The organism is Pedobacter heparinus (assembly GCF_032678725.1).
In the GTDB taxonomy this organism is placed as follows: domain Bacteria; phylum Bacteroidota; class Bacteroidia; order Sphingobacteriales; family Sphingobacteriaceae; genus Pedobacter; species Pedobacter heparinus_A.
Genome location: NZ_JAVTSC010000005.1, coordinates 198909 through 220610, shown reverse-complemented (window position 1 = coordinate 220610; position 21702 = coordinate 198909). Strand labels below are relative to the sequence as shown.

The 21702-nt window shown below is 41.1% G+C and carries 20 protein-coding genes and 1 riboswitch; of the genes, 6 read left to right on the top strand and 14 right to left on the bottom strand.

The window, feature by feature from the left end:
• Positions 1–19: 19 nt before the first annotated feature.
• Positions 20–655, bottom strand: coding sequence for a hypothetical protein (locus tag R2Q85_RS10180; RefSeq protein ID WP_316811666.1), 636 nt, complete (start codon positions 653–655; stop codon positions 20–22).
• 220 nt (positions 656–875) lie between these two features.
• The gene (locus R2Q85_RS10175; RefSeq protein ID WP_316811665.1) at positions 876–1250 is read right to left on the bottom strand and encodes a nuclear transport factor 2 family protein; all 375 of its coding nucleotides are present in this window, start codon (positions 1248–1250) and stop codon (positions 876–878) included.
• An 89-nt stretch (positions 1251–1339) separates the two neighbouring features.
• On the opposite strand from R2Q85_RS10175, the gene R2Q85_RS10170 reads away from it, so the two are divergent.
• Positions 1340–1972: a class I SAM-dependent methyltransferase gene (locus R2Q85_RS10170; protein WP_316811664.1), complete on the top strand. Its 633-nt coding sequence runs from the start codon at positions 1340–1342 to the stop codon at positions 1970–1972.
• 75 nt (positions 1973–2047) lie between these two features.
• Here R2Q85_RS10170 and gnd read toward each other — a convergent pair whose 3' ends face one another.
• Positions 2048–3502 carry a decarboxylating NADP(+)-dependent phosphogluconate dehydrogenase gene (gnd, locus tag R2Q85_RS10165; protein ID WP_316811663.1) on the bottom strand — a complete coding sequence of 485 codons (1455 nt, stop codon included), beginning with the start codon at positions 3500–3502 and terminating at the stop codon, positions 2048–2050.
• A 149-nt stretch (positions 3503–3651) separates the two neighbouring features.
• On the opposite strand from gnd, the gene R2Q85_RS10160 reads away from it, so the two are divergent.
• Positions 3652–4182: an OmpA family protein gene (locus R2Q85_RS10160; RefSeq protein ID WP_316811662.1), complete on the top strand. Its 531-nt coding sequence runs from the start codon at positions 3652–3654 to the stop codon at positions 4180–4182.
• A gap of 30 nt (positions 4183–4212) precedes the next feature.
• On the opposite strand, the gene R2Q85_RS10155 is transcribed toward R2Q85_RS10160, so the two are convergent.
• The 4 genes from R2Q85_RS10155 to hepB all read right to left on the bottom strand — a co-directional run bounded on the left by R2Q85_RS10155 (position 4213) and on the right by hepB (position 8876).
• Positions 4213–4746, bottom strand: a complete 534-nt coding sequence (locus tag R2Q85_RS10155; protein WP_316811661.1) for a dihydrofolate reductase family protein — start codon at positions 4744–4746, stop codon at positions 4213–4215.
• A 65-nt stretch (positions 4747–4811) separates the two neighbouring features.
• A complete protein-coding gene (locus tag R2Q85_RS10150) occupies positions 4812–5591 on the bottom strand; it encodes a helix-turn-helix domain-containing protein (protein WP_316811660.1) in 780 nt (259 codons plus the stop codon).
• 70 nt (positions 5592–5661) lie between these two features.
• Complete coding sequence (locus R2Q85_RS10145; protein WP_316811659.1) at positions 5662–6306, bottom strand: hypothetical protein; 645 nt, start codon at positions 6304–6306, stop codon at positions 5662–5664.
• 251 nt (positions 6307–6557) lie between these two features.
• Complete coding sequence (gene hepB / locus R2Q85_RS10140) at positions 6558–8876, bottom strand: heparin/heparin-sulfate lyase HepB (protein ID WP_316811658.1); 2319 nt, start codon at positions 8874–8876, stop codon at positions 6558–6560.
• 375 nt (positions 8877–9251) lie between these two features.
• On the opposite strand from hepB, the gene R2Q85_RS10135 reads away from it, so the two are divergent.
• Positions 9252–10109: a DUF808 family protein gene (locus R2Q85_RS10135; RefSeq protein WP_316811657.1), complete on the top strand. Its 858-nt coding sequence runs from the start codon at positions 9252–9254 to the stop codon at positions 10107–10109.
• On the opposite strand, the gene R2Q85_RS10130 is transcribed toward R2Q85_RS10135, so the two are convergent.
• Positions 10099–12483, bottom strand: coding sequence for a heparinase II/III family protein (locus tag R2Q85_RS10130; protein ID WP_316811656.1), 2385 nt, complete (start codon positions 12481–12483; stop codon positions 10099–10101). The two genes, R2Q85_RS10135 and R2Q85_RS10130, sit on opposite strands and share 11 nt — an antisense overlap.
• A 126-nt stretch (positions 12484–12609) precedes the next feature.
• Positions 12610–13347: a hypothetical protein gene (locus tag R2Q85_RS10125; RefSeq protein ID WP_316811655.1), complete on the bottom strand. Its 738-nt coding sequence runs from the start codon at positions 13345–13347 to the stop codon at positions 12610–12612.
• Between the two features lie 78 nt (positions 13348–13425).
• Positions 13426–13618, top strand: a riboswitch (cobalamin riboswitch).
• A gap of 232 nt (positions 13619–13850) precedes the next feature.
• Between R2Q85_RS10125 and R2Q85_RS10120 the strand changes: the two genes are divergently transcribed.
• Complete coding sequence (locus R2Q85_RS10120; protein WP_316811654.1) at positions 13851–14954, top strand: DUF5074 domain-containing protein; 1104 nt, start codon at positions 13851–13853, stop codon at positions 14952–14954.
• A 5-nt stretch (positions 14955–14959) separates the two neighbouring features.
• Here R2Q85_RS10120 and R2Q85_RS10115 read toward each other — a convergent pair whose 3' ends face one another.
• Together R2Q85_RS10115 and R2Q85_RS10110 are read right to left on the bottom strand one after the other, a co-directional pair.
• Positions 14960–16738 carry a 7TM diverse intracellular signaling domain-containing protein gene (locus R2Q85_RS10115; RefSeq protein ID WP_316811653.1) on the bottom strand — a complete coding sequence of 593 codons (1779 nt, stop codon included), beginning with the start codon at positions 16736–16738 and terminating at the stop codon, positions 14960–14962.
• On the bottom strand, positions 16716–17351 hold the full coding sequence (locus R2Q85_RS10110; protein ID WP_316811652.1) for a response regulator transcription factor: 636 nt from the start codon (positions 17349–17351) through the stop codon (positions 16716–16718). The genes R2Q85_RS10115 and R2Q85_RS10110 overlap by 23 nt, the downstream gene beginning before the upstream one ends.
• Positions 17352–17426: 75 nt before the next feature.
• On the opposite strand from R2Q85_RS10110, the gene R2Q85_RS10105 reads away from it, so the two are divergent.
• Positions 17427–17804 (top strand): (deoxy)nucleoside triphosphate pyrophosphohydrolase, encoded by a 378-nt coding sequence (locus R2Q85_RS10105; protein WP_316811651.1) that lies wholly within the window; start codon positions 17427–17429, stop codon positions 17802–17804.
• Between the two features lie 8 nt (positions 17805–17812).
• On the opposite strand, the gene R2Q85_RS10100 is transcribed toward R2Q85_RS10105, so the two are convergent.
• A complete protein-coding gene (locus tag R2Q85_RS10100) occupies positions 17813–19465 on the bottom strand; it encodes an ABC1 kinase family protein (RefSeq protein ID WP_316811650.1) in 1653 nt (550 codons plus the stop codon).
• Between the two features lie 28 nt (positions 19466–19493).
• Positions 19494–20216, bottom strand: coding sequence for a class I SAM-dependent methyltransferase (locus R2Q85_RS10095; RefSeq protein ID WP_316811649.1), 723 nt, complete (start codon positions 20214–20216; stop codon positions 19494–19496).
• 90 nt (positions 20217–20306) lie between these two features.
• On the opposite strand from R2Q85_RS10095, the gene R2Q85_RS10090 reads away from it, so the two are divergent.
• The gene (locus R2Q85_RS10090) at positions 20307–21182 is read left to right on the top strand and encodes a LysR family transcriptional regulator (RefSeq protein ID WP_316811648.1); all 876 of its coding nucleotides are present in this window, start codon (positions 20307–20309) and stop codon (positions 21180–21182) included.
• 24 nt (positions 21183–21206) lie between these two features.
• On the opposite strand, the gene R2Q85_RS10085 is transcribed toward R2Q85_RS10090, so the two are convergent.
• Complete coding sequence (locus R2Q85_RS10085; RefSeq protein ID WP_316811647.1) at positions 21207–21686, bottom strand: DinB family protein; 480 nt, start codon at positions 21684–21686, stop codon at positions 21207–21209.
• Positions 21687–21702 lie beyond the last annotated feature (16 nt).

Below are 21702 nucleotides of genomic sequence, written 5' to 3'. Positions count from 1 at the left end.
AAAGGTAGAAACTTTTTGATTATTTCTGCGGGTCAGACAGCAGACCACTGACCAGGCTTTTCCACTGGGGATAAGAAAATCCGATTTTAGCTCCCGCACTTACGATCGCATTTCGGATGTTATCCAATAAATTTCCGGTTTCCAGGTTTGCCACTTCATTCCGTCCGTGTTCTTCCGCCGAAACACAATTGCCAATACGCTTGACCTGAAAAGTTGAAGTTGCACAGGATTTTAGGAAATGGGCAATATACTCATCATCACCCAAAGGATGCGGTGCCGGCCTTACCCGCATGCTGATGGCTTCCGCATTTTCTCCGCTTTCCTCTACCAGCGCCTCAATGATCACCCAGTCATAACCATGGCCGGTCCTGGTGCCAGGGCCTGGTATATCAATACGGATAAAGTCACCTTCAGCAGCATTTCTGCACGCGGTACGCCCGGCATAGTCGAATAATTTGAAGGAGGACATGGGCAGGCTGGCCAATGCAGCCCAGGAATTAACGTTGATTAACCGGTTTTTAACTGTTTGGTACAATTCCGCAGCTTCAGCTATAGATTTGCATTGTACTTCTTCTATCGCATTCATTTCTGATCCTGTTGTTTGCACAGGAACCTGCATAGTACCGATTTCGATAAGCTCAGTAATGGTTTCCATAATACAGCAACGCTTTTAATTCATAATGGTTTTAAAAAAATAACTGTTTTTTAAGGCCGCCTAACACTTAAAAACCTTCCTGTATACTATTGTTCTACTTTCTGCTTTTCAAGAACGGTAGACATTTTTCTTGAGCCCCAGGCGGTTACAATAAGGTTCCTTTCACCCCCATAATCACGATGTTCACAAAGGTAAATCCCCTGCTACATCCCAGGTTACACTATTTCCTTAAATCAGATTCTGTATGCATGGCACATATCCAATTTTCATTTTCTTTAACCCAGGTTGAAGTACATGCGCATTTACCTGAAGCTTTTTGACCGTCAGCACCATAATTTAATTCGATAAGGTAGGCTATAACCGCACTGTCTTCACCTATAATTTCGCTTTCCACCTCAGAAATATCCAAAACCTTTAATTGACTCCCCTGTCCTGAATCAAACATTTTTTTGAAAGAAGGTTCATCCACGCTTCTTATTCCATCTTTGCCGGCCACGATGCAGGGAAAACGGGTAAGGTTTTTCACCATATCAAAATCGCGGGTTTCCATCGCTTTCCAGTATTTTTTTTCGAGTTCAAGAATTTGATTTTCCATAATAGCTAGTTTTTGATACATTATAACAAAAGTAAATTGCATATGGTTTGTTATATTAGCTTTAAGAGTTTTATAATCATCGATAAATTATGAAAATAGTAAAACCGGCTGATGCATTTGAAAAATCTGCAAAAATATACCAGGATAAATTTATGGATGTCAGTCTGTACGCTGGTCCGCTCCATATTTTCTGCGATAACATAACAGCCGATAATGCAGACATATTGGATATCGCCTGTGGTCCTGGAAACATCACCAAATATTTGCTGGATACAAAACCGGACTACGATATTCTGGGAATTGATTTCTCTCCGAAGATGCTTGATCTTGCTCAGACTAATAATCCTGGGGCTAAATTTCAGCTCATGGACTGTCGGGAGATCTATAGGATCGAAAAGAAATTTGACGGGATCGCCTGTGGTTTTTGTCTGCCCTATCTTACGCCTGAGGAGGCTATTGAGTTAATAGCTAATGTATCGCGATTGCTAAAACCAGGTGGTGTGTTTTATTTGAGTACGATGGAGGAGGATGATGACAACAAATCTAGATATCAAGTATCCGGTACAGGTGATCAGGTATATGTCATTTATCACCGGGAAGATTATTTAACCAAAGCCTTTCAGGAGAATAATTTTGAAGTGATCAGTTTAGAACGTTTCAGCGCTCCTGATAAAGATGGTTTAATGATTACGGATTTGGTATTGATCGGGAAATTGATTTGATATATAAGCAGCTCTGCTAAACCTGATTTAAAAGAGGATGATCATTTTTGATACATCCTCTTTTTCTAAAAATTTCTAAACTCCGTAGGTAGTTGAAGAAGTTTCTCCGCCACGTCCGGTCCAGTTGGTATGAAAAAATTGTCCACGCGGTTCATCTAAACGTTCATAGGTATGTGCACCAAAATAATCCCGCTGTGCCTGCAAAAGGTTGGCTGGTAAACGGGCACTTCTGTAACCATCAAAATAGTTGATGCCTGCGCTGATACAAGGTACCGGAATTCCATTGAGAACGGCCGCAGCTACGACTCTTCTCCATCCGGCCTGAGCCTGAAGAATTTTGTCTTTAAAGAAATCATCAAGGATCAGGTTTTGCAACGCAGGATTTTTATCAAAAGCTTCTTTGATCTTACCTAAGAAAGAAGACCTGATGATGCAACCTTCACGCCACATCATGGCGATACTGCCATAATCAAGTTGCCAGCCGTACTCCAGGGCAGCGGCCTGTATCATTTGATAACCTTGCGCATAAGAGATCACCTTAGCCGCATAAAGCGCATCACGTAAATCATTGATAAATGCAGCCTTATCTCCTTCAAATGTAGGTACTGGGCCGGTTAATACCTTAGATGCCGCCACACGCTCGTCCTTCAGCGCAGATAAACAGCGTGAAAATACGGATTCCGCAATTAATGTTAGGGGAACCCCCAGTTCAAGTGCTACAGTGCCGGTCCATTTACCAGTACCTTTTTGCCCTGCAGTGTCGAGGATCTTATCAATTAAAGGCGCTCCGTCCTGATCTTTAAAAGCCAGGATATCACTGGTAATTTCAATCAGGTAACTATTTAATTCACCTTTATTCCATTCCTCAAATACCTTTTGCATCTCTTCAGCTGACATACCCAGCATGTCTTTCATTACATGATAGGTTTCATTGATCAATTGCATATCGCCATACTCAATACCGTTGTGAACCATTTTCACAAAATGACCTGACCCCCCGTCTCCTATCCATTCACAACATGCTGAACAACCGTCTACTTGTGCTGCAATAGCCTGAAAAATCGGTTTTACAGATTCCCATGCAGCTTTGCTACCACCCGGCATAATAGAGGGACCTAATAAGGCTCCTTCTTCACCTCCCGAAACACCAGTACCGATATACAATAAGCCTTTACTTTCCACATATTTAACGCGTCTTTCTGTATCTGGGAAATGTGAATTACCGCCATCTATAATGATATCACCCGGCTCCAGCAATGGAATAAGTGTTTCAATAAAATCATCAACAGGACGTCCGGCTTTAACCATCAGCATTACTTTACGCGGACGCTTTAATGAACCAATAAACTCTTCTATAGACATCGCTCCAAAAATATTTTTACCCTTGGCACGTCCATTCACAAACTTTTCTACCCTATCAACAGTGCGGTTATAGGCCGAAACACTAAATCCTTTACTTTCCATATTGAGAATGAGATTTTCACCCATTACTGCAATGCCAATAACGCCTATGTCAGAAATCGCTTCCATAAAATTTATTCAATTTTTATTTTTTTGTTAATTTATATTTTATTTACAATAATAGGTTTCCAAATCAAAATAAGCAACTTCTTAGGCCATCAAACCATTTTATTACCTTGAACATGTAGGCTATTTTATTATATTCGCATTCAAATTTTATGATGAAACCCAGCACAATCGTATTTTTAGCTTTAGTACTGCCAGCTATTTATTCTTGTAAAACCAAGAAAAACCTGGTCAAATCGCCTGCTGTTGCAGAGACAGAAAAGGTTGACAACGAAATATTTAACATCCAGAAAGCATTACCCGGCGATCAGGTGGAGCGTACCGCTTCAGGGATTAGATTTACATTTAGTTCGGAAATATTATTCCCTACCAATTCTTCCTATTTAAATGAAAAATCAAAAGGTAGGATTGATGATGTGGCAAAAATGATCAAAAATAAATATCCTGATAGAAAAGTTTTGGTTGAGGGTCACTCTGATAAGACCGGAACCTCGGAATACAATCTGTGGCTATCAGAAAAAAGAGCTGCCTCAGTCAAGACTTATCTTGTAGGTTTAGGAATTCCTGAAGCAAACATTAAAACTTCAGGATTGGGGGATAGTCGTCCGGTTGCTGACAATAAAACCAAAGAGGGCAGGCTAATCAACCGACGTGTAGAAGTGACGGTATTGAAGGCTGATTAAGCCTGTATTATAGCCCCCGGGAGTTTTCGCTTATTTATTGATGCCGTAGCGGAGCGACACCAGACCTGTCTCATATGTTTTACTATCCAGGAGTGTAAGCTGACTGCGACTGTTTTGCTCATGAAACAAGGGTTTGCCACTTCCCAGCAGTATAGGGTGTACTGACAACCACAATTCATCTACAAGTCCTGCTTTCATCATGGCAGCGGTGAGTAGGGCCCCGCCATACAGCCATATGTCTTTGCCAGGTTGCTCTTTTATCCTGCCGGCTTCAGCAATGCTATTCTCAGCTATCAGCACTGCGCCTTCTTTTACGGATTTTAATGTACTCGAAAATACATATTCCGTTACTGCCGGCATCCCTGGTATTGTTTCACCATTATTGCTATCGGCATATTGCTGTGCTGTTTCATAGCTTTTTCGTCCAATAAAAATAGCATCTATACGGGAAAAGAATTCTTTTAAACCGTAATCCTGGTCGGTAAGGCACCAGTCGTACTCACCATTAGGGCCTTCAATGTATCCATCTAATGTAACTGCCAGTCCTAAGATTAGTTTTCTCATATCGTTTGTGTTTTATAACGCAAAACTGCATAATTTCAAAGATCTCCAATTGTACAAAACGGACATTAGAACAAAATGTGCTGTGCATTTATAACTTCACCAGGAGAATGCCCTGTATAGGCCTTATAATCGCGGATAAAATGCGCCTGGTCGTAATAGCCACTTTGACAGGCAACTTCTGTAAGTGAAATGTGCGGATATTTTTTCAGATGCTGCAATGAGTTTATGAACCTGAAGACCCGCAGATATTCTTTGGGCGATAAGCCGACATGTTGCTGAAACCTTCTTGAAAGCTGACGCTGACTGAGCCCAACTCCAGTGCTGAGTTTACTTACAGCGATTGAACCGCCTGAACGCTGTGCCTCGTTCAGACAATAGGCTACATGTAAATCGCATTTATCAGAAGCCAATAGTTGCAGTAAATATTTTTGGATCATCTCTGCACGTGCTTCATTGGTATAAAGATTGGCTAATTTATCCTCCAACGCTGTCCCCATTTCATGCCAAACATCAGACAGGGCTACGGTATTGTTGGTCAATGCCTGCATAGGAACAGGAAAGAATTGATAGGCCATTGGATGAAAACAAATGGCAAGACAACCAGCTCCTTTACGCATCTGAACATCCATGGGTCTGCTCATGCGGGAAGTTATGATGCTCTGATGATGTAACTCGTTGTCGATCATTGCCACAGGTTTACTGGTGTAATTCAGAAACAACTCAACACAAGTATCCGGCAACACGCGTATATGGTAGGTATCGGCATCTTCATCGCAATCCATTGTACATATCACTTTAATGTACCTCCGCAGGGTTGGAATAATATCATACAGTTGCAAACGCATCGGTTACAAATATAAATGATGTTAACAACTTAACGCATTTAATTTCTTTTCTATCAGGCCCAACCTTAGCTCATTTAAACTTTAAAGCATAAAAAGCGCCGGTCTTTGCAATGAGATTAGTCAATAATTTCATTAAATTTTCCTTGGTATCACTTAAATAAAAAACATAAGCACTGGCCAGGTCATTTTTATGAAGGGTTGTCATGATACAATATTTATAGTCTGTACCAAATGAGTTATTTTTAAGCTCCACCAGGGTTGTGCCTCCCCAATCGGCATTGAATTCTTTTTTAACTGATTCTGCCGGGAAATATCCGGTTTTAATATTTGGATCTCCTATCCCACCACCTACATTGGTTGCCACTACAAATGCAATAGCTTTTGCCATTTCATCATTAGCTGTTGCTCCAATTGGACGTGGAGTAATACCCTTCCCTCCCGTATAGGCTTCGGCTACGCTATAGCCCATCGGAGATACAGCATACCTTACTTCAAATGGCTGGTCTTTAAATGTGATGGCATATTCATAATGCATTTGTTTGTTTTTTACTACCGGCACTGGTATGGCATCTTTTGGAATGGTAAAGGACATATGTGCCAGATCGAGTACGTTTTTAAAGGTGTCTGTTAATGCGATTTGAGCATTTTCGGATGACTGGGCATTTGCCATACCGGCTGTAAGAAACAGCAGGATAAAGAATTTAAGCGTTTTCATATTTTAGTTTGATTTGGTTAGGATACTATTTAATCTTGTCTAAACTACAGATGCTTAAATAGTCAGGTTTCCATACCCTATTTTTTTATTTATGATTACAGTGCAGGTGCTACCATAGAAAGTCACCATACCATTTAAAATGCCTTAATTCTTTTTATTATCAGAACGCTGAATAGAACGTGAATATAAAAGGCCGTTTTCATAAAGAAGAACGGCCTTTTATATTCGCGTTTTAAGAAACAGCGTAAAACTTACCTCAGAAAACGATACGTTCCTTCTGTTCCTTCAAAATAAAGCGCAGCATCGTCGCCCTTGGCGGAAAGGGCAGGATAAAGTATTTTTCCGTCTTTTAACACCTGCCAGGTACCAGGTAAAAGGTCAGTAATCACAAATTTGAATGCCCCCTTCCCGGCAACGGAAAAGTTAAAGCCACGATCAATCGTTTCGGAATTTTTGCTGAAGGTAACTACCCTGTCCGCAAGCTGCACCCCCACTACCTTATCGCCGTCAATGCGCTTAACCAGGTGTAATTTTTGCTGTGTATTATCTGCAATTTGCATCACATTCAGGTAGTAATCTTCGGCTGCTGCCTTTTTTGGGGTGATTTCTACACGCCATTCGCCTCGTTCCAGTGCTTCGTCGGTGCCTGGCTTAGGATCATTGGTGTAATTGGTACCAAACACCCAGAAATCTTTACCCTTACCGCCAATCGATTTAATGTCGGAATTAGCTGCGTCAGGCAGCAAAGCCGTATTAACCAGCATACCGCTATCACCGTTCTTTGTACGTTTTATGGTAACCTGATTGCCTTTTATTTCGGGCTGCTCGATACTGTGCAACAACCAGAACTTTTTAAAATCAGGGCTGGCAGAAACAACCTTGTCAAAAACGATCATAGCTGCCGGAACTTTGGCATCTTTAAGGTTCAGGAACATAAATGAACGCTTTACTGCTTTCACCTTTTTAGAATAAGCTTCGGTGATATCGCCTTTCAGATAAGTGTAATCAGGAGTCTGACTATTGGGGCCAAAACCCTGGGCAAGAATTTTACCTGTCTTGAAATCTCCGGCCAGCATTTCTTTAAGGTCGCGTGGTGCGCTCCAACCTTGTCCAGGCAAACGCTGACCTCCATCGTTGGCAGCAAAGTCGGACTTATCGGCTCCACCATATCCTGAAATGCTGAATGTCTCTTTGGGATCATAGATCAACAGACTGTTGTGTGCGATCGTTCGCTTAAAAAAGTTTTTATTGTGCGGACTGTTATAACCGCCCGAAGAACCGGTATAAGAGCCGGCATCAATTGCCAAAGGGCCTTTGTAGTAAATCTGGAAGGCTCCGGCATCATGGTGCTGATGGTTCAGAAAGGTATATTCGTTAATTTTCATCTCTGCAATCACACTTTCCGGGCCCCATCCGGTACGGGCAATCATCCACCCAAAAGGAGAACCGGAGTATCTCGAGAGTGGCAGATCGTCGGGTTTGCGGCTACCTAGTTTGGTATCGCGCCATAAAAATTCGAACAATTTGCAATGGGGTTCAACATTAGGATCTTTCAGGAATTCGTAATTCAGGTATTCATCTTTATAATAGCTACCCGCAAGCAAGGTGGGCAATGAATAATACTTTGGCTTTTTCCTGGAATAATCCATATCACCACTGGCCAGGATCTGCCCGTCGGGGCGGCGTTTATAGATCATATCATAAAGGACAAACTGCTGTCCTGGATGAAATACATTACCGGCTCCCATCCGGTCTAATATCCAGAGGGCAAAAAGATCATTCGTGAACCTTACATTTAGGTATGACATCCCCTGATGATAGTTATGTGAGGGATAAAACCAGTTGCGGGCAACGAGGTGTTCTTTGAAAAAACGGCCGGCAGCCAGGTTATACATCTCTGGAAATTCATCATAAATGGCAATCCCTACAGAGAGGAGGTCCCGCATGATCATCCACTCAGAAGCATGCCCTACAATAGACTTGTCTTTTACAGGTGGATAACCGCATTCGAGCATTTTGGCCAACCTGACGAAGGCTTTTACAAAACGGTTTTTCTCTTCTGGTTTCAGCTGGTCGTAGCACCAGTCGTAAACTATCGCTCCTGTTACCATAAACAAGCCAATCCCCCTCGAAATATCACCAGCAGGTTTAAAAGTTGCGGTTTCGAGCGTATCGATAATTGAAGTAATGGCTTCCCGCCCTACTTTAGGATCTTTAGTCATCAGATAGTTCAGGGCCATCAATTCGACCCTTACAGTGAGGCCTTTCTGGTTGAAATAAAAGCGAAAGTCTTTAACCTCCGGAATATCCGCTGGCTTACAGTCTTCCTGCATCTTGATCATATCGGCCCAGACTTTTTTCAGTTCCGGATCGTTCTTTCTATTTTTTAGATCAGGAACTTGTTGTTCACGGATGTACAACCGTGGATGAACTTTGGGAGGTACAGGCATAGAAACGCCATCTACTTCTTTCCAGATTACATCGGCTTTGTTTTGGGAATAGCCTTTTGTTGTAAAAACACTAAGTTGAACAACAAAAAAAATCACATACAGGTATAATTTCTTTTTCATATTATGGTTTTATTGACCCTGGTCGTTGAATTGATCTGACCTTGGCAATTTCAAGTTACAAAGATTCTGATGCGCTGATAGGGCTCATTACCACTTTTCAACATAATTGAAATGAATTTATTGATTTTTAAAAGTATTGGACCTATAAAGACTGCTGTTTAAAGAAATCTATAATGACCTGGTTTGCAACCTGAGGATAATTATGGCCTCCCGGATGACTATCACAACAGGATTACGGGTGCCGGTTTATATAACATGGCAGGCATTGCTGATTTAAAACATCTGCCAATTACCGGGCATAGGGATAATTAATATTTTTCCCTTTAAAATTAGGTATTAAAGAGATAATTTGCAGCATTATTTAATGAGATAACTATGGCTTCAGGTTTTTTTGCAATTTTAGATGATATTGCTGCTTTAATGGATGATGTTTCGGTAACCGCTAAAATTGCAACGAGAAAAACAGCAGGTATTTTAGGCGATGACCTTGCAGTAAATGCCGAAAAAGCAACTGGTTTTCTGTCGTCAAGGGAATTACCGGTACTCTGGGCAATTACTAAAGGTTCTTTAATTAACAAGATCATTATTGTTCCCATTGCTTTATTGCTCAATGTGTTTTTTCCGGTTGCGATCAAGGTGATCTTAATTCTTGGAGGCTTTTTTCTGGCTTATGAGGGTGTTGAGAAAATCATCGAATACTTATTTCATCGCCCAAAGGCAGGTAAGGTAGTAGTTGCAGAGATCAAACAAGATGACAATGTAGCAGAAAAAGCAAAGATCAAATCTGCTGTAGTTACTGATTTTATACTTTCTGTAGAGATCGTAATCATTGCGCTGGGAAGTGTTCTGGAAGAAAGACTGAGCTTACAGATTTTAACCGTATCTGTTGTAGCATTGCTGGCTACCATTGGAGTTTACGGTGTAGTTGCCATTATTGTACGGATGGATGACACTGGTTACAAATTGATTAAAAGTTCTGGTGACAAAGGTTTTTTGGGAGGACTGGGCCACTTACTTGTCAAAACACTGCCTGTTATTATCCGGATTCTAAGTGTAGTTGGGACGATTGCTTTAATTCTGGTTTCGGGTGGCATCTTTGTTCATAACATAGAATTTCTGCACCATTTATTGCCTGATTTACCTTCAATAGTTAAAGAATTAGCCATTGGATTAATAGCAGGTTTAATAGTGGTAGCCATTATAAAGATCGTCCTGAAAGTTGTTAAGGCCTAGCGATCTTTTCAAAAAGGGTATACTTCAGCGCACCACGATATTCATCATGCGGAAAAGTATAGAATTTTAAGTGCTCTCCTTCCAGACTGAACCCCGGGTCGTCCTGCAGCTGCAGCCATTTTCCATCAATAGCCAGCACCCGGTAATAACGCGTGCTTCCACCTGGAAGATCCAACCTGACGTAATCCACTTCAGGGACGTTTTTGTCCAGCTGCAAGCGCCATTTTCCATTTGCATTGTCGTAGGCGACTACAGCTCCAGTTTGCTGTTTACCCGAACTGTACCGCCAGCCTGCTGTAGAACGGACGGTTATTGATCCATCCACAACACCAATTCGGTCTGTTACTGATTTGCCGTCAAGCTGGTAATTTACCACGATCTCCGCTCCTTCCTGAGCTATTTTGTCTATCCATGGTTCTGTAGAAAAAGGTTCATGCAAGGCGATAAAAGAAGATTTACCTCCACTGTGTCTTTGCATTATGCCGCTCCGCATGAAATCATCCAGTTTATTGTCATCTTCGCCGGCAGGACGTATGGCTGCTGAGCGAAAACGAAATACTTGTGCGCCTTTTCCTGATAAGTTATGCGTCCGCAGCCCCGAATGGTCATAACGCCAGGTAGCCGTCCAGGGCCCATCAGCATTGCCAGATTGAACGTCCTTAAGAAAAGCATAAGCAGGAAGGTGATTGTTGGAAAGGGTGACATCGCTTAGCTCCAGCGTTCCCTCCTGCTCAGCATTTCCATGCAAAAACCAATCGTGCGTATCCCCACCCTCCACATCGAAACGGTCCAATACATAATCTTTTCCTGGAGCCACATGAACGATGACTAGTCTTCTTCTGTAGGTTTTGGCAGCGCCGTAAGCTGGAGATGCGTCAAGATCAATCGCTTTAACATGTGGATCGGTATCGTCGTAAAACAGCAGCCGGCCGGTTGCCGGCTTTTCCATGGTCCCTATATCCTGGCCTTTCTGGTCGATGACCACGGTATTGTGTGAAGGTGTCTGGATCGTCCAGGCCCGGTATTTGGTATGGGTATACCCCAGATCGGACAGTAATTCCTGCCCCTGGGCATATAAAATGATGGAGCCGTTGTCATAATGTGAATGTCCATAATTGCCACTCCAGTTCAGGTTAAGCAGGAACTGGTCTTTCCCTGCTCCTGTTCCGATGGCTGCATTACCCAATGCAGACCACAAACGTGACACTGTTTTATCCGTTGGCTTGCCAGGTGTTCTTTCGTATGGCCAGGTATCATTGATCGGGATTTTACGGCCATTTGGCAGAATCGCATCCCGGGTTACGCTGTAGGCTTTCTGGTAAAATGGCATAGTAGCGGGATCGAGTTGGGCAACCTTGATCACGTTTCTTAAATTGTTGATGGTCTGATCATGGTAAGAAACTGTACCTTCTTTCCACCATCCATCCGCAAAAAAACCTACCTTAATAAACTCCTGGAATCGTTTTAAACCATCTGCTGCTATTTTTGGGTCTCTAACGATTTTACCGAGCAAAATCATATCTTCATACATGCCAGGCGACATGTTGCTATAGGTTTCGGGATTAGCGGCGGTATGCTCATAACCTTTTACAAGAAGGTCTTTAATTATTTTCTGATTGGTATTAGGGCCAATAATTTTATCCATCCGCTTCCAGTTATACCCTTTTTGTAATTCATCGTACACTTCAGCAAGGATAATGGGAATGTCGTTATATGCCCACCAGTACCATTTGGCACCACGATAAGGCTGCATGCCCTGATAGGGCCATTTTTGATCTGCTGCAAAGAATTTTACAGGTCTGTTGGGATAGTCAAACCGAACTGCATAATCGGGAAAGACCTGTGCAAAACGTCCAAGTATTACTGCAGCCCGGTCTGCATAGGCCGGGTCCCTGGTAATGGACCAGAGCGCTGCCAGTGATGTGCTCAGTTTTTGGATCCAGCGCCAGCGCTCGTACCAGGCATGTGCTTCATAATAATGGGTTTTGCCATTTTTGTCCTGATAATACCGGTAAACCTGCTTCGCACCGCTCGGTGCGGTGATCAGATGCTCCATGTTGTTTGGAAACTTTGCATTGGGAAAAGTCATCTGGCAAAAACGGCATTTTACCTGATCCCCCATTCCATACGTCCAGAGCAACACACCCATATCCTGCGCACCGCCCTTACAATTGGGGCAGCCTATATAGTGGATTCCAGAACTTGCCGGAACCAGTGCTGCAACTTCTTCAAGAGACAGTTTAGTAAGCGGTTCCACTTCTTTTTTAAGGGCAGCGATGCGTTCGTTATCGTTTGGAACCTGCCTGGCCGTTGCAGCTGAGCTGATTAACAGGGCGATGAAAGCCAGTAATAAGTATGATTTAAATGGGTTCATTTAGGTTGTTCTGGACACCTAATATAATAAATGCTTATCTTTCTTCCTATTAATAAACTGCTTAATTGCTATTCGTTAACCTACCCGATAAGTAAATCTTCAGAATAGTTGGTAACGTACCTGGATTTATTTATTCAATTTGATCACCGGCTTGCCGTTAATGCAATCTATGCTTTCCACTTTTAATTCATTACGCACAAAATCAATAGGGCCCTGCGCTTCAATAATCCTCGCTTTTAACCCGTTATAAAGAGAAACTTTTTTCTTCAATGCAGAATAATCCTGCGTCCTCAAATAAGGGATAAATTCTACTTTCATAATTTTATCTTTGATTAAGGCTGTAGACACCCATTCGGAGCCGCTGGTACAGGTCTGGGCATTTACCGCAGCCATAATTTCTTCATAACTTTGGGTAGCAAGGATTTTAGCCTCTTCTATACTGATATTTCCGGAAGTAATGAGCTCAACTTTGTCAGCCTTACATTCCAGCCGGATAGGTTGTTCGCTTACCCAAATGGATTCAAAACAGGGGTCAATCATGACTCCTTGTTTCACCATTGCATCAGCCTGTTTACCCAATAAATCGAAGTACTCTTTTTTTAACTTGTTAAATTGTACCTGGTCTGCAGCTTTAACCGGATAATACGTTACAGAACATCCAGTTGATATTTCCTGTACAGCGACTTCATTCTGCAGACTACAGGGAATATCAGCACTAAGTGTCTGGATTTCCTTTAGTTTGGCCTCTGCCATATTTCCCAATTCGGTAACGGTAAGTTCATCTTTTTTACAGCCTGAAAACAACAATGTGACAGCAAGTAGAATAATGAAAGGTTTAAGGGCGGGGTTCAGATAGTTGATCATAAAAAATAGTTTGTTTAATATGATAACGTAACAAGGTACATAAACGCTACACCCATTTTATGCTGTGCATTATTTTTTTACCTTTGCAGTGCTTTTGGTTCTTGGAGTAACACCTGAGATTAAAAGGGAATACGGTGAAAATCCGTAACTGTCCCGCAACTGTAAGCGCTGAAACGATTTTCTAATCTGGCCACTGTTCCACATACGGTGTAATGGGAAGGCAGAAAATCGGGCGCAAGTCAGGAGACCTGCCTATAGCATTATGATTTCATAGCTTTCGGGGATTGAAGCTAGGATGAGAATACGATTTGCGTAATTCATTTCCTTGTTGAACTGTTTGCTGTGGGTTTAACTCACAACAAAAAATGGTAAAAAAGATAGTAACACTGTCTGTATTGATGTTTCTGATGTTATCGCGATGGACCTCATCGCGAAGCCATTGTTTTGCCAAAAATTCCCGCTGGTTTTCATGCTTAAACTTCTTAAAAACAAATAAATAACAGATGAAACATTTAAACATCAAACAAATCCTTGTTGCAGCATTACTTTTAACTACTGGTCTGTATTCCTGTAAAAAGGGCAAATCTGACCCCGCACCAACTGATCCGGTAGCAGGCAGATATGAGAATGGATTTTTCATTATAGGTGAAGGCTCATATGGACAAAGTTCGGGTGCCATTAATTTCTACAGATATGGTGATGACACCCTAAGTATCCGGGCTTATGAGCAGGAAAATCCGGGAAAAATACTGGCAAATTCTGCAAAAACAAGCACATTGCAGTTCGCATCTGTTTTTAACGGCAGCATTTATCTGTTGTGTAAAATGAATGGCCCGATAGTAAAGCTGAATGAATTAACCTTGAAAGAAGAGGCAAGGAATGTTCAGGAAGCCAGTAATTGGAGAAGTATTGTACAGGTAGATGGAAATCGGGGGCTTTTAAGCACCAATGATGGGGTCTATCAAATTGACTTAAGCACACTGGCAGTTCAGCAGAAACTGACAACGATTGCTGCTGCAAATACCGGAGATATGTGGAAAAAAGATAATTATGTCTATTTATTACAAAGTAACGGCGCCAGGATTGTTTCAGCAAGTGACTATTCATTGGTAAAAAGTTTTTCCAACATTAGCCGCGGATTTGCGCAAACACCAAACGGGAAAGTTTGGGCAGCTACCGGCACGCGGTTAATTGCTATTGATCACAATCTGGATACTGCCGGTGTAGCCCTGAAAGTAAGTGTAGGTTCATTTGGTTTAGATGCGCCAACCAGGATTACGGCATCAACCAAAGAAAATGCTGTATTTTATCATTCGGGAAAAGCCATTTATAAATATCTGGATGGCAACGCTTCTTCACTGGTACAACCCTTTATAAATATTACTGAAGACCCCTTTATGGTTTATGGGGCTATCCGTTATGACAAAAATAAAGATTATATCGTTGCTAACGGAATACAAGGTTATGGAGCTGCAGCGACAGCTAATTTCCTGCTCATTTATAATGCGTCAACTGGTGCCCTGGTTAAAAAGATCAAATATGGTGGAGATGGGATCACTACAGATTTTAACAAGATCTTTTTTCCGAATCTAACGGTATTTCACTAATCCGATCAGGCAACGGGGATGGTAATCTGAATTACCGTCCCCTCTCCTGCTGTACTGTTGATCTCAAATTCGCCTTTATAATATTTTACTCTTTTTTCTATGTTTTCAAGACCGAAACCCATTGTTAGCTGGCTGAGGTCAAAACCTACGCCGTCATCACTAAACTGAAAAACATACGCATCAGGATAGCCATACAACTCTAAAATAACCGATCGGGCATTTCCATGTTTCAAGGCATTATTTATAATCTCCAAAGCAATAAGGTAAAGATCATAGATCCATATTTCATTTAATTTTTCCGGGAAATCGTAACTGAACAGATCAATTTTTGAATCTGGCAACCCGGTATTTAAACTGAGTACCTGACTGTTCAAACTCGATATCAATGCACCATCATCCAAAGATTTAGGTAAAATACGGTGTGATATTTCCCGGATATCATTAGCCAGCACCTTCATATTTTCCTCTGCAAGTCCGATATTTTTAAGATGGATCAACTGCAGTATATAGGCTAGTTTGCTTCCAAAATTATCATGGATAATATTTGCAATAGACCTTCTTTCCCTGATCTGGACCTGAGTGATGGCCTGCAATGATCTTTCTTTTTCAGCGACGATCTCCTTAATAAGGTTATTGTTTTTCTGAAAGGTGTCTATATAATTTTTAGTCAGGACATACCCAAAAAGCAAAACTTCATACAAGCAGATATAAACCAGCCAATCGGTATGAATATAGCTCGGTATCAGGGCCAGGAATTTTAAAACAACACCCATTCCCCATATCAGTTGAGGGAGGAATGCAAGAAGGATATAAATGGCTGCTGCCCTGTTTATTTTTAAATGCAGTATGGTGCTCCAGCATATAGTGATCAATGCAGCCAGGAAATTGAAATAGCCCAGTAACATCGGCGTTTTCAAAGCATCCAGTTTACCCAAAATAAACAATACGGTAGTGATGATGATGACGCAAACATTCATCGTATTCGCTGCCACAATGATCCGGTACTTTAGGGGTTCAAACTTCCTGAGATTAAGGTAATTCGACAAAAATGCGCATAGTCCTATGACCCAAAAGCAGGATACATAGATCCGGAATTCACTAAAGTACAAAAACTGTGGAAACAGCAGGTGTTTAGCATAGTTAGTTGAAACCAGGATATAAGCTAAACTTAAAATGGAATACAGGATATAATACAGAAATAATCTTTTCTTTGAGATGAGCAATAAAAGGGTATTGAAAAGGATCAGCAGAAAAACGATGCCAACAAAAAACGAAATGACCGCATTCTTTAAAACTGATTTCCTGGCCAGACCGGCACCTCTTGCTAACTGATAAGAGAACTCCAATACCGAAATTTCCTTCTTTACTTTTACATAATATGTCTTTTCCTGTCCTGGATCTAAACTGACTGGTAAAGCTAACGTAGCTAGAAAAGGACTTTGATTGGCTGTTCTATCGCCCAGGATTTTCAATATCCTTGTTCCTTCATACATGATCAGACTGTCTATATGGTAATTATCAAAGCTTAACCAGATATCGCTTTTCCCAAACCGGTCCGTATTTTTTATTTTGAAGCTGCACCAAACCGAAGTATTGATATTATAACCAATATTAACCCGTTCACTGGGATCAAATGGCTTAAATTGCTTATTTTTAGCGGTATTGATATTCCAGGAGGAGCTGGTATCAATCGCATATGAAGCAACTGTTTGTACCAGACTCTGCCCATGTGCTAATGAAATCGCTGTAACAAATAGCAGGCTAAGCAAACAGATTATTTTCATTTGCAAACTTTATCAATGAGGCGGTATTGCCAATCTCCAGCTTTCTGTTGATGTTGCGCCGGTGGGTATCAACGGTAGTTTTACTGATAAACAGCTGATCGGCAATTTCCCTGCTGGTTTTACCTTCTATAATTAACCTGATGATCTGTTTTTCCTGGGCAGACAACTTAAATTTACCTGCCACACTGAGGTCTATCTCATGAAAAGAATTACTTGTTTTTTTAACCTGTTTATTGGTATAGAAAGGAGCATTCATTTCCATTTCTATAACAGAAATCAGTTCTTTGGCCTCAGTTTCTTTTTTTAAAAAAGCATGAATGCCTACTTTTTCTGCTTTGTGTATCAGGAAATCTTCATAATATGCCGTTAGGATGATGATCTTTGTCTTGCTCAACTCCTTTTTGAGTTCACTGATCAATACAAATCCGTCGATATTATCGATGTTCAGGTCGCATATAAAAACATCGGAATGCTGCTGTTGCAAATGCTGCCTGCAGGATACAGAATCCTTAAAACTGATCACATCGTAGGCATTCCCTGATTTTTTTAGCAGCTCTGTTAATCCACTTGAAAAAAGGATATGATCATCACAGACAACAATCTTTTTCACCATAAACTAATAGTTTCCATTTATATACGAATATGCTAACTTCGGATGATTTTTTATGATAAATTATACAATAATCTTATGATCTCAGTAGCGGCAGCAATAATTTTTAAGAAAAATGAGGTACTCATTGCCAAACGCGCTGCCCACAAATCCCTGGCTGGTTACTGGGAATTTCCGGGTGGAAAAATAGAGGCTGATGAGCTTCCAGAACAATGCCTGCTAAGGGAACTGGCCGAAGAACTACAGATCATTGTTAAAGTGAATGACCATTTAATGGACCACATTCATGATTATGGGGATTTTGTAATAGAGTTAAAGGCTTATTCCTGCAGTTTTGTGGAAGGGCAATTGACTTTAACAGATCATGATGAGGTCCTATGGGTAAATGTGAATGACCTGCTTTCTTATCCACTGGCACCCGCTGATGTTCCTATAGCGAAACAGTTAATGAAATAAAAAAATTCTTAGGGCTTTCTTTTAATGACAAGAACCAGGCACAACAATACAGAAAAGAGAAAACTGATTATTGCAGTTACCGGAATACCTTTCCAGAATGGCGGATGATCCGCAAGTACTAAAACCGCTGAGCTGATGAGCAACCCAGCTATGATGATGGCCAGGACGATACTGCCGATACCCTTGTAGAACTGTTGCATGATGCCAGGCATATCCTTAACTTCCTGAACCACTTTCAGCTCGCCATTATTTAGTTTACTGATTACAGATTGAATTTCATCTGGAATGGTATGGAGCGAATCATTCAGTGTATTCAGCAGCTTTATTCCACTCTTTTTCAGGTTTTCGGGGCTGAGCCTGCGCATCGCGATCTGGAATATGTAAGGCTTCAGGCTTTCAATAATATTTAGATCGGGAATGAGTGCCCTTCCGATCCCTTCTATCAAAACAATGCCACGTACCAGCAGGTAAAGGTGTGCTGGCATCAGGATTTCATTTTCATTTAGAATGGCTGAAAATCTACCCAGGACTTCCTTGACATCTATATGTTGTAAAGAGGCTCCATCCAGTAAATTAAAGAAATGCTGTATATCTTTCTCCAGTTTCCCTTCATCTTTAATGTCAAAGCGAATCGCCATTTTTTTCAGGGTGCCGATCAGTCTTCTGCTGTCCTGCGACATAAAATGGGAGATCAGATCTTCCAGCAATTCCTTCTCTATTGGGGTAATGTTGCCCATAGATCCGAAATCTATAAACGAAAGCTGTCCACTCTTTAACACCAGCAGGTTGCCAGGATGCGGATCTGCGTGAAAGAAACCATGCTCCAAAACTTGTTTAAGGTAAAGATCTAAACCTCTGCGGGCTATGGCCTCGGGGTCAAGGCCCATTTCCAGCAAGCGGTTTAATGCTGTAATTTTTATGCCGTCTATAAATTCCATGCAAAGCACAGTATCATTAGACAATGCAGGATATACCTTACTCACATAAATGGAATTATTTCCTTTAAAGTTCCTGGAGAAACGCTCAATATTAGCCAGCTCATTTAAAAAGGAAAGTTCCTGAAAGATTGACTGTTCAAAAGCTTCCAGTACTTCAACCAGGTTAACCTGGCGAAAAACTGCACTGTAGCTGGTCAAAAGTTTCGCAACATCTTTCATGATCAGCATATCGGCCGTTACCACTTCACGAATACCTGTCCGTCTGACCTTCAGAATTACTTCCTGTCCATTTTTAAGCCCGGCTTTATATACCTGGGAAATGGAAGCTGAGGCAAAAGGCACAGCCTGGATATATTCAAAAAAAGCTGCTGTATCGATGTTCAGTTCATCGGCAATAAGCGCCATTATATCCATTTCTTCGGGTTCCACCTTGTCCTGCAATTTCCGCAGTTCTATGATCATTTCTACAGGAAGCAAGTCTTCCCGGCTGCTAAAGGCCTGTCCGAATTTAACATAAGTTGGACCTAGTTCTTCTAAGACCATCCTGATGCGCTCGTAAACCGTTAATCCGGCAGAAGTTGTAACTGCTGCTGTTTCTGCTTCTACAGATGAGACAAGTGTACTGAACTGACTTCTGATCAGCAACTCTTTAAACCCATACTTAATCAGTATCCTAACCAGGGAAATTGTTCTTTTGAACTTGATCTTTTGATTTTCCATCATAGGTTTTCAGGTTTTGAGCATAAATATATTATTTTACACCTCCAAATGCCGCAAAATTTGAGTGCTTATGCAAAATCTCTGTAGTCTGGAATCCCACTTTCTTTAACAAAGCAAGTTGATAGTTCAAAGAACGCGGGGTATCCTCATAGGCAATATAGTCAAATACCTTTTGCGCGTAGGCTTCATCCATCAAGTTTTCAAGATATACCCGGTATTTATGTTCAAAAAGCTGGCTAATCGCCGCTGAATCATGGCTAATCAAATCAGAAATCCATAAACTGCCTCCTGGTTTTAATGTTTTATAAATTTTAGTAAAAACAAGTTCCCAATCGGCATCATCACGTAAATGATGAAAAGTGGCAGCTGCCAGTACAATATCAAAATGGCGATCTGGCAAATCAAGGTTACGCATATCATCATGCAGGATGCTGATCTTGCCATTGGTTTGTGCAGATACTCTTTCCTTAGCCCGCTCCAGCATCGGCATACTCAGGTCATTCAATGTACAATTCAGATTGGGGATCTTACTGAGCATATTCAAGGTATAATTACCTGCCCCACATCCGATATCAAGTAATTCGTTTGCCCGCGGATTAATGTATTGGGCTGCTGCTGTGCATAGTTCCATGGTGATTGGCGCATCGATGGTGGATTGCTGTCCGGTTTCCAGATTTGAAAACCGTTCCACATCATGATCAAATCTTGCTTTGATTTCTTCGTTCGTTGCCTTTTGGGAATAAGCTGTATTCATCTATTCTTTTTTTGTCAAAGCTAACTGCATTCACCATATTTGAAAAATATCAATTTTATCAATTCATAATACTCAATAGGTATTACACTTATGGAACTCAGACATCTTTTATATTTTAAAACAGTTGCTGAAGAATTACATTTTACCAAAGCTGCAACCAGGCTTTTCATCTCTCAGCCACCTTTAAGCAGGCAGATAAAAGAACTGGAGGAGGAACTGGGCGTTCAGTTGTTTACCCGCGACAATAAACGGGTAGCCTTAACAGATGCTGGCAAATACTTCAAAATTGAAGTAGATGCCATTTTTAGTAAACTGGAGGAAAGTAAAAGTATGGTACGGCAGATTCATTTGAGTGTGAGTGGAGAATTAAAGATCGGCTACATCAGTTCAGTCTATCAATCTGATCTGGCGGAAATTTTAAAGGCCATGCGTACAGCGTTTCCTTTTATAAAGACCGGTTTGTTTGAAATGCCAACACTAACGCAAATAGTAGCGCTGGAGCAAGGTAAATTGGATGTAGGGATTTTAAGGGCGCCTGTTTTATCGGAAAAGCTGGCTGTTAAAACGTTATTCTTTGATCCCTTCGTAGTTGTAATTCCTGTTTCTCCCCAAAAATTCAACACCAGTAAGGAACTGGCAGCTTTTTTGAAAAAGAGTCCCTTTATTTTTTTTAATAAAGAATTTGCGCCCCATTACAACGATAAACTAATGGAAATATGCAAACGGATGCAATTTACGCCTGATATTACCCACGAAGCAAATAATGTCCATTCTATCCTGCAATTAGTAGAAGCTGGGCTTGGGGTATCTATATTACCCCTGTCGCTTAAAAGACAGTATGGGCATCTAAATGTTTCATTTATAGAGTTGGAAGATATTCCTGTAAATACAGAAGTAGTGATGGCTTATGAGCAGCGCAACAGGAATCCGGCCTTAAAATGGTTTATTGATCATTACAACAGTTAAACGCAAAGCTGTTGTAACTGATGATCAAAACCTCATCACGTCAGTATCAGGAGGTGTATGTCCAAGTAACCGGCTCATGGTCATGATTTGTCCTTTGTGGTGAAATTCATGAGTCAATATGTGTGTAAAAATGCGGTATGCATCTGTTTCTATATACTTATCTGCCCATTTGTAACCGTTAACAGCAGTATCAGGACATTCAGCAAAACTGGTAATAAATTGATCCATAATCAGGTCGATGTCTTCAAATATTACCCTTAACTGAGCCATAGTAGTGCAGTCGCTTTCTCTATAATATGATCGTTGCATGGCTAATGCAAAATTGCCTGCCCATGCCATATAGGTATTGGCCACATGAACCATCATATCAGCAATACTTTTACCATTGAAGGCATCAACTGCCGCCAGGAGGTCCTGTTGTACTTCAGATTCCAGGTACAGGAATACCACTGCCCGGGTTTCTTTTACAAGCTGATATTGGGATTTGAGTAAATTGATCATCATGTATAACTGTTAGACC

What these genes read in the sequence shown, in the direction of transcription:
- R2Q85_RS10180 (WP_316811666.1), bottom strand. Translation starts at nt 655, where the DNA reads ATGGAAACCATTACTGAGCTTATCGAAATCGGTACTATGCAGGTTCCT.
- R2Q85_RS10175 (WP_316811665.1), bottom strand. Translation starts at nt 1,250, where the DNA reads ATGGAAAATCAAATTCTTGAACTCGAAAAAAAATACTGGAAAGCGATG.
- R2Q85_RS10170 (WP_316811664.1), top strand. Translation starts at nt 1,340, where the DNA reads ATGAAAATAGTAAAACCGGCTGATGCATTTGAAAAATCTGCAAAAATA.
- gnd (WP_316811663.1), bottom strand. Translation starts at nt 3,502, where the DNA reads ATGGAAGCGATTTCTGACATAGGCGTTATTGGCATTGCAGTAATGGGT.
- R2Q85_RS10160 (WP_316811662.1), top strand. Translation starts at nt 3,652, where the DNA reads ATGATGAAACCCAGCACAATCGTATTTTTAGCTTTAGTACTGCCAGCT.
- R2Q85_RS10155 (WP_316811661.1), bottom strand. Translation starts at nt 4,746, where the DNA reads ATGAGAAAACTAATCTTAGGACTGGCAGTTACATTAGATGGATACATT.
- R2Q85_RS10150 (WP_316811660.1), bottom strand. Translation starts at nt 5,591, where the DNA reads ATGCGTTTGCAACTGTATGATATTATTCCAACCCTGCGGAGGTACATT.
- R2Q85_RS10145 (WP_316811659.1), bottom strand. Translation starts at nt 6,306, where the DNA reads ATGAAAACGCTTAAATTCTTTATCCTGCTGTTTCTTACAGCCGGTATG.
- hepB (WP_316811658.1), bottom strand. Translation starts at nt 8,876, where the DNA reads ATGAAAAAGAAATTATACCTGTATGTGATTTTTTTTGTTGTTCAACTT.
- R2Q85_RS10135 (WP_316811657.1), top strand. Translation starts at nt 9,252, where the DNA reads ATGGCTTCAGGTTTTTTTGCAATTTTAGATGATATTGCTGCTTTAATG.
- R2Q85_RS10130 (WP_316811656.1), bottom strand. Translation starts at nt 12,483, where the DNA reads ATGAACCCATTTAAATCATACTTATTACTGGCTTTCATCGCCCTGTTA.
- R2Q85_RS10125 (WP_316811655.1), bottom strand. Translation starts at nt 13,347, where the DNA reads ATGATCAACTATCTGAACCCCGCCCTTAAACCTTTCATTATTCTACTT.
- R2Q85_RS10120 (WP_316811654.1), top strand. Translation starts at nt 13,851, where the DNA reads ATGAAACATTTAAACATCAAACAAATCCTTGTTGCAGCATTACTTTTA.
- R2Q85_RS10115 (WP_316811653.1), bottom strand. Translation starts at nt 16,738, where the DNA reads ATGAAAATAATCTGTTTGCTTAGCCTGCTATTTGTTACAGCGATTTCA.
- R2Q85_RS10110 (WP_316811652.1), bottom strand. Translation starts at nt 17,351, where the DNA reads ATGGTGAAAAAGATTGTTGTCTGTGATGATCATATCCTTTTTTCAAGT.
- R2Q85_RS10105 (WP_316811651.1), top strand. Translation starts at nt 17,427, where the DNA reads ATGATCTCAGTAGCGGCAGCAATAATTTTTAAGAAAAATGAGGTACTC.
- R2Q85_RS10100 (WP_316811650.1), bottom strand. Translation starts at nt 19,465, where the DNA reads ATGATGGAAAATCAAAAGATCAAGTTCAAAAGAACAATTTCCCTGGTT.
- R2Q85_RS10095 (WP_316811649.1), bottom strand. Translation starts at nt 20,216, where the DNA reads ATGAATACAGCTTATTCCCAAAAGGCAACGAACGAAGAAATCAAAGCA.
- R2Q85_RS10090 (WP_316811648.1), top strand. Translation starts at nt 20,307, where the DNA reads ATGGAACTCAGACATCTTTTATATTTTAAAACAGTTGCTGAAGAATTA.
- R2Q85_RS10085 (WP_316811647.1), bottom strand. Translation starts at nt 21,686, where the DNA reads ATGATGATCAATTTACTCAAATCCCAATATCAGCTTGTAAAAGAAACC.